Genomic DNA, 12,066 nt, shown 5'->3' with positions numbered 1-12,066 from the left:
AAACCAAGGCATCGCGTATTCTGCGATTCTTCATCGCAGCTTGTGATGCCGCAATAAGAGCTTTGACGAATTTACCCAACATCAGATCCAAGCCTTGACTTTTRGTTACCTTTTTGTCAAGAAAAAGGTAAGAGGCCGCCGCCGATGAGGCGAAAAGAAAAATTGTGGATGAATATGACCAAGGGTTTTACGGCGTAAACGATAAGATTGCCACGTCGTACCTCCTCGCAATGACGCAGGGTGATTTGATATGCTTACGGAGTAGTTTTACGGCACATCGCAATAGCCACCCTGCTATCCKGCATAGGGGCTRATGGAAGGGGAAAACGTTAAAGCTTATGTAGCAACTTTCAAAAACCACAAACCAAGGCATCGCGTATTCTGCGATTCTTCATCGCAGCTTGTGATGCCTTTAAAGGTATTAATGAGCTCGCTGAAGGGCTCGGTTTTGTTTCTTTTGTATCAAGACAACCTGCGAAGCAAGCTTGAAGGCCTATAAAAATATAACTACCTCTGAAAAAAGGACTAGGCCGCCGCCGATGAGGCGAAAAGAAAAATTAAGAAAAGATCCGTCGACTACAGTCAGGATGACATACCGGTTAGATAAATCTAGTTTTAAAGATCTCTCCACTACGGTCGAGATGACCACCCATAAAACAGGCGCTCGCTGTAGCTGCCCTGCTATCCGGCCTAGCCAATTTTAGAAGCAGAAAGCAGTGGAAAACGGGAAATTTGCAGCCGAAAAGGAAAAGAGCCAGGGCTGGCCTCAAATTACCGCTAATAGTTTTCCGCTAGCTTTATGCAAACAAAAGGGGCAAGCCTTGACCTTTTGCTACTTTTCTGTCAAGAGAAAAGTAGAAGGCCGCCGCCGATGAGGCGAAAGAGAAACTGAAAGAGGTCCTTCGACAAGCTCAGGATGACGGATTTGTTGAGTATGTTTAGGCTTTCAAGTGTATAAAGATATCAGGTTAGACTTCATTTGTCCTGGCCGGACGGGCTCTTTGCTTTTTGATGTCAAAAAGCAACAAAAAACACCGGCTTAAAATTATTCATTGATATTTATCTTTTTATTGGTATTCATGAGGGCTACGCCGTTTTTGTATTCAAGTTTCTGCTTAGGCCTTTACCGTGCATCCCTTTTTATTGGTATTCATGAGGGCTACGCCGTTTTTGTATTCAAGTTTCTGCTTAGGCCTTTACCGTGCATCCCCAAGAATTTGTCAGGCCGGATTGAAGGTGAACGTAGATGTTCTGCGTTGGCCTTGTTAGGTGGAAAAGCAAAGGCGAAATTGCAGGCGGTTGTGTTTTTCTGAATCAAAAATATAGAAGACAAAATTCTAGTTCTTCAAGCTTTAAGCGACATCGAATTTAAGTTATCATCAGGTTTATACGCAATTAGGTACAAAGATTTCTCGGCTGCGCTCGAGATGAGATTACGATAACCTAAAACAGGCGCTCGCTATAGCCGCCATGAGCTCCCGCTCTTTAAGGAGAGGATTGGGGGTGAGGTTAAACCTCCCTCCTACCCATATTTTAGAAAGAGCTCCCTTCTTTGATTGAAAAGACGATAAGCTTATCTACAGCCTCGCATCCACCAACTCGCGGTCAATAAAAGATTTGGTATCGAAAATGATTGCGCCATCTTTTTTCATTTTGGCGTAGTCGATTGTTAAAAACTGTTGGTGAGCAACTGCAATAATCACGGCATGGTATTGCTTAAAATCTTCTTTTTCAATCAGATCAATTCCATATTCAAGTTTAACCGATTCTTTATCTGCCCAGGGGTCATACACATCCACATCAATTTTAAAATCCTGAAGTTCGTTGTAAATATCGATCACTTTAGTATTCCTGGTATCCGGACAGTTTTCTTTAAAGGCAAAACCTAAAATGAGGACTTTTGCTCCATTTACGATCCCACTATTTGCGATAATCAGTTTAATGACCTTATTTGCTACAAATAGCCCCATATTATCGTTCACTCGTCTGCCAGAAAGGATAACCTCTGGTTTGTAACCCATCGCTTCAGATTTATGTGCGAGGTAGTAAGGATCGACGCCAATGCAATGGCCGCCTACAAGTCCTGGTTTGTAATTTAAAAAATTCCATTTGGTAGCAGCTGCAGCGAGAACATCTGAAGTGTCGATATTCATTTTATCAAAAATCAAGGCCAGCTCGTTTACAAATGAAATATTGACATCACGCTGTGCATTCTCAATCGCTTTGGAGGCCTCGGCCACCTTGATGCTTGGTGCTAAATGCGTTCCGGCGGTAATGATGGAAGTATAAAGTTGATCTATTTCTAAAGCTATTTCAGGATTGGAGCCAGAGGTAACTTTTTTAATTTTGGTAAGTGTATTAATTTTATCACCTGGATTGATGCGTTCCGGAGAATAACCACAAAAGAAATCAATATTGTATTTTAAACCTGAAAACTGCTCGAGCACGGGAACGCAGTCTTCTTCCGTACAGCCCGGGTAAACGGTTGATTCGTATACAATAATATCATTTTTCTTCAAGATTCCAGCAATCATTTTGCTTGCAGACAGCAGTGGCTCAAGATTGGGCTGTTTTAATTGATCGATTGGGGTTGGAACGGTAACAATAAATACATTACAATCTTCAATATCAGCTAATGCATTGCTTAATTTCAAACCATAATGGCCGTCAAAATCAAGCACTTGTTCAAGATCAATGAGATTCGCTTCATTCGTAACATCGGTCAGATTTTTCAAAGATGAAACACGGTCAGAATTAGTATCAAAGCCAATAACTTTATATTTTTTGGCAAATTCAATGGCTAACGGAAGGCCGACGTAACCTAAACCTATTACCGCGATACTTTTTTGTTCATTCATCATTTGAAGCTATGCCGCAAAGATATAGAAATTAATATCGGCATCAACCAGAGCTTCTTTCATCAGCGGTTATGTGGTAAAAAAGCTATTAATCTACTTGAATCACCTTTGTATTAATTGAAGTACGCTATTTAACTACCCTAAAAGGCTATGGGTTACCAGGCTGGTATTTGATAATTTTGCAGAAATGAGTTTAACATCCATAATTACGGTAAATTATAATCAGTCAGAAGCAACAATCGACTTTCTGGAATCTATTAAGCGTAATTTAAATTTGAATAAATTAGAGGTCATTCTTGTTGATAATGCAAGTGTTGATGACCATGGAGAAGATTTCAAGGCATGTTTCCCAAATTTAATATACATTCGCTCGGAGGTTAATTTAGGCTTTGCGGGGGGTAATAATTTAGGATTAAAATTTGCACAGGGCGATTACATTTTAATGCTCAATAACGATACCGAAGTAATTGAAGGCATGGTTGATGTACTGATCCAGGAAATGGAAGCCAATCCTCAAATCGGGATCATTTCTCCTTTGATCCTGTATTACGATCAACCAGAAACCATTCAATATGCTGGTTTCACCGCAATGAACTACATCACCTGCAGAAATAAAACAAATGGGTTACTTAGCAAAAACACGGGGCAATTTTCGGCAGTTAGTACGGAGACTGCATTTTGCCACGGCGCCGCAATGATGTGTAGAAGGGCTGATATTGAAAAGATTGGACTAATGCCCGAAGTTTATTTTTTGTACTACGAGGAACTTGATTGGTGTGAGATGTTCAAAAAAGCCGGAAAGAAAATATGGTTTACGGGAAAAACCCATATTTTCCATAAAGAATCTATGAGTGTTGGCCGTGAAAGTGCGTTGAAAACATACTTTATTACACGCAACAGAATCCTGTTTATCAGAAGAAATACAAGTGTTGTAAACACCATACTTTTTAGTTTATATTTTACCTGCATTGCCACACCAAAACAAATGATCAAATATGTCAGAGATCGTCGCACTGATCTGATTCCTTACCTGCGCAAAGCTATTTTTTGGCATTTAACCAACTCAAAAGAGAGCAGGAATTTCGATTTAATCGTTAATAAGTAATGGACAAAACTTGCCCCTTAATGGCTTTAGCCACTGAAAATTTTATAACTTCTTTATGATCGCTTTATTTTGGACGGCTCTGGCCGTTGTATTTTATACCTTTTTAGGATATGGATTGTTGCTTTATTGCCTAATCAAAGTGAAGAGACTATTTGTAAAATCAAAAGTATTCGCACTTCAGGCATATTTGCCAAAAGTAACCCTTCTGGTTGCAGCCTGGAATGAAGAAGAACTGATTGTTGAAAAAATACACAATACACTTGCACTTGATTATCCAACAGCGCTGTTCCAGATCATCTTCATTACAGATGGATCCACAGACCGCACTGCAGAACGTATTCTTCCATACAAGGCGATCACTTCGTTGCATAATGGAGACCGAAATGGCAAGATGGCTGCTATTAAAAGGGCGATGCCTTATGTAGAAGGAGAAATTATCATCTTTTCGGATGCAAATACCTTTTTAAACCCTCAAGCCATTAAACAACTTGTAAAGCATTATCAAGATGAAAAAGTTGGCGCTGTTGCCGGCGAGAAAAGAATCCTGGTAGATGAACAGGCAGACGCCAGCTCGGCTGGTGAAGGTTTTTATTGGAAATATGAATCGAAGCTTAAAACATGGGACTACGAACTTTATTCCAACGTTGGGGCAGCAGGCGAATTGTTCAGCATCAGAACATCCTTGTATCAACCTGTAGAAACCGATACCATTATTGATGACCACATGATTGCCATGAGAATCGCTGAAAAGGGTTACATTATTGCGTATGAGCCAAACGCCTATGCATCAGAAACAGCATCAGCAAATACAAAGGAAGAACTTAAACGGAAGATCAGGATAGCAGCCGGAGGGATACAATCTATTTTAAGGCTAAAAAAAGCAGCCAATCCATTTCATAATCCGCTACTCACTTTTCAATACATATCTCATCGGGTACTACGGTGGACAGTAACACCCTTTTTGCTGATTTTAGCCTTTATCCTAAATGTTTTTATTGTGGCGGAAGATCACTCCCAAATTTATACGATTTTATTGATAGCCCAGATTCTCTTTTATGTTTGTAGTTATATCGGATTATTATTTGAGCAAAAAAATATCAAAATTAAATCATTCTTCGTGCCTTATTATTTTTGTGTCATGAATTATGCTGTTATTGCGGGCATTTTCAGATACATCAACAAAAATCAAAGCGCTGCATGGGAACGTTCTAAACGAAAATAGACGACAAGCTAAATTACATCAACTTCGTTGTTTCAAAGAATCATCTAATTAAGGATGGTTCATTTTACTCGTTTCTAAACAGGCTCAATCTGCTGACTGAGCTAAAACTGCTCCTACGTTTTGGCACCACCCCCAGGTGCCAAATCACCAACATGCTTAACAGCATCCGAAATATTCTTTTAAGCGCTAATGCCTGTCATTTCAAAAGTAATGACAATTTGCTAATAGCCCTTTCGCACTATTTCACCCCAGGAAATAATGGGCTACTTTAGTGATTGGTAAACAAAAGAAAAAAATCGCTACATATTGCTATAAAACAGCTGTTTATATTTTTCTAACACTAAGAAATATTGACGATAATCTAAAGTTTGTATGAATACGAATACGCTTAATGCTCTTCTCGCTAGTCAAATCCCTGTAAATTCCAATCGCATTGCTGTAGCATTTCACGATGAAACCATGAGTTACGGGGAACTAGATGCAAAATCGAATCAACTCGCTCACTATCTTATTGATCGAGGGGTAAAGCCAAATTCATACGTACCAATAATTCTAGAACGTTCTTTTGAAATGATCGTTGCCATTGTGGCCACGTTGAAGTGTGGGGCCAGTTATGTGCCCATTGATCCTGCTTACCCAAAGGAGCGAATACATTATATACTGAATGATTTAAATGCATCCTTTATCCTTGCGGCTCATCAAAATGACTTTGAGGCAAACGCTTCTATCATTTCTTTGAAGCACGAGGCTTTAAAGATTGATGCCCAGAACACAGCGTTACCGTCAATTCCTGTTCAGGGGGATGATGCGGCATATATTATTTATACTTCTGGATCAACAGGGAAACCAAAAGGTGTAGTGATTACACATGCTGCTGTGAGTAATTTTATAAGCGAGCAAGCGCATTATTATGGTGTCGAATCTACTGATCGGATACTTCTATTTTCAAGCTTTGCCTTTGATGCTTCAGTAGAACAAATTTTTCTTGCGTTAAGCACAGGAGCCTGTTTGGTGCTACTATCTGAAGATCTGCTATTAGACACTGAGAGGTTTACTGATTACGTAAACGCTCATAAAGTAAACCATTTAGATGTTACACCCGGCTTTTTGGAAAACTTAAATCCAACTAAATTTAATCATTTAAAAAGGATTATTGTAGGCGGGGATGTCTGTCCAAAATCACTCTACCTGAAATGGCAGCATACGGGAGCGTTTTATAACGTTTACGGGCCTACCGAAGGCACTGTGACTGCAACTGCAATTAAATGTGATGCCAACAACACCATGCATTCACAGTCCTTGCCGATTGGCCAACCATTAAATGGAACTTCGGTTTTTATTCTAGACGAGGCAAAAGAATTGGTAAACAATGGTGATAAAGGAGAAATTTATTTGGGTGGCAATCATTTAGCGAAGGGTTATTTAAATAAGCAAGAATTAACTGATTTAAACTTTAGTGCTGTCCCTTCCATTCAACAAACACGTCTCTACAAAACTGGCGATATGGGCAGATGGTTGCCTGATGGAAACATCGAATACCTGGGAAGGATTGATGATCAGGTAAAGATTAGGGGCTACCGCATTGAGCTTGGTGAAATCGAAAATGCACTATTGGGCACTTCGAATATTTCACAATGCGTGGTTATGGTAAAAAATAGCAAAGAAAAACAACTTGTTGCATTTGTGGTGAGCAAACTTGGTTTTAACAGGATAGAAACTGAAAACTATTTGGCCACCATATTGCCAGAATTTATGATCCCAAGGGTTTGGGTAAATTTAGCGCAAATGCCCCTTACGGTAAATGGCAAGGTAGATAAGAAAGCCTTGATTATTCCAGATTATTCTGATTTATTGCAAAACCCTCACATTGCGCCCAAAACGGATCAGGAAAAGCAAATGTCTGCTATCTGGAAGGAAGTTCTGGGCGTAAAACGGGTTGGCGTAAATGATAATTTTTTCGATTTAGGAGGCGACTCTCTTTTGTCGCAAAAACTAATTGTTGCCTTATCTGAACAAAATTTTGTATTACCGATTACCAAACTCTATCAATATCCAACAATTGCGGGAATTCTAAAATACTTAAATAAATCATCAACATTGGCTCGCCGGAGAAATCATCAACATCAAACGGCCGATAGAGATATTGCGGTAATTGGAATGGCAGGTAGATTCCCTGGTGCAGAAACCATTTCTGCGCTCTGGCAACTGCTGTGTAAAGGGGAAGAAACTACTACCTTTTTTACGGATGAGGAATTGGACGCGAGTATTCCTGACCAGATTAAAAATGATCAATTATATATCAAGGCTCGTGGGGTGATTAAAGATACCATGCTTTTTGATCCTGAATTTTTCGGCATTAACAAAAAGTTAGCCGAACTGATGGATCCGCAGCAAAGGATATTTTTAGAAATAGCGTACGAAGTACTGGAAAAAACAGGGCATCTTCCATCGAAAGTTGACCATAAAACAGGCGTTTTTGCGGGCTGTGGACCTAACTTTTATTATGAAAACAATGTACTGGCAAATCCTGACAAAATTGAAACCATGGGTAAACTTCAAGTTACCACGGTTAATGATAAAGATTACATAGCTTCAAGAACCGCATACCATTTAAACCTAAAGGGGCCTGCAATCAATATTAATTCCGCTTGCTCTACCTCACTGCTTGCCATTTTGGAAGCAGTTAACAGTTTGAGGGCAATGCAGTGTGATGTAGCAATAGCAGGTGGTGCGAGTATTAATTCTTGCGTAAATAGTGGCCACATTTATCAGGAGGGGAGCATTTTAAGTAAGGACGGACACTGCCGCCCATTCGATAATGAATCAACTGGCACGGTTTTCAGCGATGGTGCTGGGGTAGTATTGCTTAAAAGATTGGAAGATGCCAAAGCAGATGGCGACGAAATATATGCCGTGATCAAAGGTGTAGGTGTGAGCAACGACGGAAGAGATAAAGCCAGTTTCACCGCTCCTAGCACGGAGGGTCAGGCGGATGCTGTTTTGGCCGCAATTGCAGATGCAGATGTTGAATCGAGCGACATTACATATGTGGAAACACATGGCACAGGAACTCCTATTGGCGATCCAATAGAATTTGAAGGCCTTGTACAGGCTTTTGGCCAGCAGAACAATAAACAATATTGTGCAATCGGATCAATCAAAAGCAACTTTGGACACCTAACCGAAGCGGCTGGCGTAGCAAGTTTCATTAAAACCTGCTTATCGCTTCATCACAAAAAATTGGTTCCATCAATTGGTTACAATACGCCGAATAAAAACATCGATTTCGATAATAGCCCATTTTTTGTAAATAACCACTTGCAAGACTGGACCACTGACACCCGTTTGGCTGGCGTAAGTTCTTTTGGTGTAGGCGGCACCAATGTTCATGTGGTATTGGCAGGCTATGAAAACCCGGTACGAAAATCGGCTCCACAAAGGGATTATGAATTGATATCATGGTCGGCAAAATCAGACAAAAGCTTGAAAGCGTATGGCAGCAAGCTCGAAAATTTTGTTCAGCAACATCCAGCTTTATTGGCAGAAGATTTAGCCTTCTCGCTCCACCACGCTCAAGCTGATTTCAATTTTAGCGCTTATGCCACTGTAAACACTGGATTAAATTTAGCCGAAGAATTGGCTAATCAAAAGCAGTCATTTGCAATAGCGCATCAATTGCATCAAAAAGCTAGTGACTTAGTGTTTCTATTTCCAGGTCAGGGCGCACAATATTTAACTATGGGCGCCGGTTTGTATAAACAGGAAGCTGTTTACCGGGAAGCAATTGATGAATGTGCTGAGTTATTGGAAAAGATTATTCATTTGGATATCAGAGCGATTATTTTTTCAGAAGCCAATGATCCTAAAACATTAAATGATACCCAATACGCCCAACCCGCTATTTTTTGTACAGAATATGCTTTGGCAAAACTGTGGATGAGTTGGGGCTGTAAGGCAGATGTATTTTGTGGCCATAGCGTTGGAGAATATGTAGCGGCACACTTAGCTGGCGTTTTTTCGTTGAGCGATGCGTTAAAATTAGTGGCCGTAAGAGGCAAACTAATTAGTAAGTTACCTAGCGGCGGCATGTTATCCGTTCGACTGAAAAACATGGATATTGCTGACATATTGCCGGTAAATTTATCTATTGCTGCAGAAAATACCAAAAACCTGTTTGTAATTTCTGGGGGCCATAATGAGCTGACTTCTTTCAAAAACAAGTTGGATAATTTAGGCATTCCTGGCAAATTGTTAGCTACGAGCCATGCCTTTCATTCGTTTATGATGGATCCAGTTCTTCCTGATTTCAGAAAACTGGTAGAAACCATTACCCTACAGCATCCCAAAGTGCCGATAATTTCTTCGGTAACAGGGAAACTCCTCACAGATGAGCAAGCGCTTGATGTAAATTACTGGACTAACCATTTGAGGGATACGGTAAAATTTTCGACAGCAATAGCCTATATCATTCGCCATCACGATCCCTTATTTTTAGAAGTCGGCCCAGGCGAAGCCTTAAGTGTATTTACCAAACAAATTTTAATGGAGAATGCATCTGAGCGCACGGTATTATCCAGCATGGTACCTACCGCCGTCGATACACAAAAAATAATCCATACACTAGGCGCACTAATGTGCGCAGGTATTACAATCAACTGGGAGCAATACTATAAAAATCAGGAAAGAACTTTTGTTGAAGTGCCAACTTACGCTTTCCATAAAGAAAAATACTGGATCGAACCGCTACAGTCAACTGCCAGCAGCACAAACATACCTCAGCCAGTAGTAAAAGCCAACAACACCGACAATCAAAGTCAAATGAAAAAAAACGCCCTAATTAATCAAGTTAAAGCAGTACTCGAGCATTCATCAGGAATAGAGTTTGAAGGAGTAGATTTAAACAAGAACTTTTTAGAAATTGGATTTGATTCCTTACTACTAACACAGTTGGCTACTTCGCTCAAAAAAGAATTCAATTTGCCTATTACATTTAGGCAATTGAATGAAGAGTGCTCATCAATTGAGGCTTTGGTTAATTATCTTGAGCCATTAATCCCTACAGATCCTTTAGTGCCAGATTTAATACAAGCGGCACCGGTTTCGCCACAATATATAGTACAAGCACAAGAAAACAGTGTTTTGGGATTGCTTTCAGCTCAATTGGAATTGATTGCCAAACAGATTCAACTGATCACGCATACGCCAGGCAATCCAATTGCCGTTGCAGAAAATATTGCAAAAGTTACACCACAGCCAAATCCGGCAAAAAGCTTTACACCAATATCAGCCCTGTCTACAGAAGAGCAAAACGAAGTGCGAAAACCATTTGGCGCTACACCAAAAATTGAATTTACCAAAACGGCTCTTAACGAAAAGCAGCAAAATTTCTTGGCAGCATTAACAAAGCGTTACAATGCGAAAACTGCCAAAAGCAAGGCTTCAACAGCAGAGAGCAGGCGTTTTATGGCTGATCCACGTGTGGTAAATGGCTTTAAACCTGCAATTAAAGATTTAATATATCCTATAATCGTTAAAAAATCGAGCGGTAGTAAACTATGGGATTTAGATGGGAACCAGTATATAGATGCTTTGAATGGTTTTGGCTCAAATATGCTTGGTTACCAGCCTGATTTTATCAAGGAAGCACTTCACGATCAAATTGAAAAAGGATTTGAAGTAGGGCCTCAACATGAATTGGCGGCAGAGGTAAGCCGTTTGGTTTGCGATTTTACGGGTTTTGATAGAACAGGTTTATGTAGTACTGGCTCGGAAGCCGTTATGGGTTGTATCCGTTTGGCCAGAACGGTAACGGCACGCTCGCTAATTGTAGCGTTTACTGGTTCCTACCACGGCATTTTCGATGAAGTGCTCGTTCGGGGAACCAAAAAATTGAAATCTTTTCCTGCTGCCGCTGGTATTATGCCTGAAGCAGTAGAAAACATATTAGTGCTTGATTATGGAACAGATGAAACCTTAGCGATCATAAAAGACAGGGCAAATGAAATTGCTGGTGTTTTAGTGGAACCTATTCAAAGCAGAAGACCAGAATTTGTACCTATTTCTTTTTTACAACAACTCCGTCGAATCACAACCGAACATGGAGCAGCACTAATTTTTGATGAGGTAATTACAGGTTTTAGAATGCATCCGGGTGGCGCCCAGGCTTTGCTTGGCGTAAAAGCAGATATAGCCGCTTACGGAAAAGTAGTTGGCGCAGGGATCCCAATAGGTGTTATTGCAGGCACCAAAACTTTTATGGATGCACTTGATGGAGGAACCTGGAATTACGGTGATGACTCTATCCCCGAAGTTGGCATTACCTACTTTGCTGGAACATTCGTTCGTCACCCGCTTGCTTTAGCATCTGCCAAAGCATCCTTAGTCTACATGAAGGAACAGGGACCTTCTTTGCAACAGAAACTTAACGATAAAGGGGATTTTATCTCCAAGTCGCTAAACCGTGAAATCGCATTAAGAAGATTACCCATGCAGGTAGTAAATTATGGCTCACTATGGAAACTTAAATTTGATCAGGAAATGGCTTACAGTGAGCTTCTATTTGTGTTGATGAGAGAGAAAGGCATTCATATTCTGGATGGTTTCCCTTGTTTTATCACTGAGGCTACGAGTTATCACGATATTGATCAAATTATTACCGCTTTTAGCGCTTCAATAGATGAAATGATTGACAAAGGGTTTTTCCCAAATCAGCAGAACCAATCAAAATCACTGACATATAATCCTAGTGCAGTCGTAATCGACAACAATCATCCTCCGGTTTCGGGAGCAAGATTAGGAAAGGATCGTTTTGGAAACCCGGCTTGGTTTATTGAGGATCCGGAAAATAACGCGATGTTCTTACAGGTTCAAACCAACTAAAC

At 40.2% G+C, this 12,066-nt stretch carries 4 protein-coding genes; 3 read left to right on the top strand and 1 reads right to left on the bottom strand.

Annotated elements, in window-relative coordinates:
- Positions 1–1,577: 1,577 nt before the first annotated feature.
- A complete protein-coding gene (locus tag ASE92_RS14800; RefSeq protein WP_056850876.1) occupies positions 1,578–2,858 on the bottom strand; it encodes a nucleotide sugar dehydrogenase in 1,281 nt (426 codons plus the stop codon).
- 187 nt (positions 2,859–3,045) lie between these two features.
- On the opposite strand from ASE92_RS14800, the gene ASE92_RS14795 reads away from it, so the two are divergent.
- The 3 genes from ASE92_RS14795 to ASE92_RS14785 all read left to right on the top strand — a co-directional run bounded on the left by ASE92_RS14795 (position 3,046) and on the right by ASE92_RS14785 (position 12,064).
- The gene (locus ASE92_RS14795) at positions 3,046–3,963 is read left to right on the top strand and encodes a glycosyltransferase family 2 protein (RefSeq protein WP_056850875.1); all 918 of its coding nucleotides are present in this window, start codon (positions 3,046–3,048) and stop codon (positions 3,961–3,963) included.
- Positions 3,964–4,018: 55 nt separating this feature from the next.
- Positions 4,019–5,185, top strand: coding sequence for a glycosyltransferase family 2 protein (locus tag ASE92_RS14790; RefSeq protein ID WP_056850874.1), 1,167 nt, complete (start codon positions 4,019–4,021; stop codon positions 5,183–5,185).
- A 372-nt stretch (positions 5,186–5,557) separates the two neighbouring features.
- A complete protein-coding gene (locus ASE92_RS14785; RefSeq protein WP_056850873.1) occupies positions 5,558–12,064 on the top strand; it encodes a type I polyketide synthase in 6,507 nt (2,168 codons plus the stop codon).
- Positions 12,065–12,066 lie beyond the last annotated feature (2 nt).

Source organism: Pedobacter sp. Leaf41 (assembly GCF_001422545.1).
Lineage (GTDB): Bacteria > Bacteroidota > Bacteroidia > Sphingobacteriales > Sphingobacteriaceae > Pedobacter.
Note: the sequence above shows the minus strand (reverse complement) of the source record. Positions and strands in the feature narration are given on the sequence as shown.

Excerpts from the sequence above, each read along its gene's own strand:
- ASE92_RS14800 (WP_056850876.1), bottom strand. The coding sequence starts at position 2,858 with ATGAATGAACAAAAAAGTATCGCGGTAATAGGTTTAGGTTACGTCGGC.
- ASE92_RS14795 (WP_056850875.1), top strand. The coding sequence starts at position 3,046 with ATGAGTTTAACATCCATAATTACGGTAAATTATAATCAGTCAGAAGCA.
- ASE92_RS14790 (WP_056850874.1), top strand. The coding sequence starts at position 4,019 with ATGATCGCTTTATTTTGGACGGCTCTGGCCGTTGTATTTTATACCTTT.
- ASE92_RS14785 (WP_056850873.1), top strand. The coding sequence starts at position 5,558 with ATGAATACGAATACGCTTAATGCTCTTCTCGCTAGTCAAATCCCTGTA.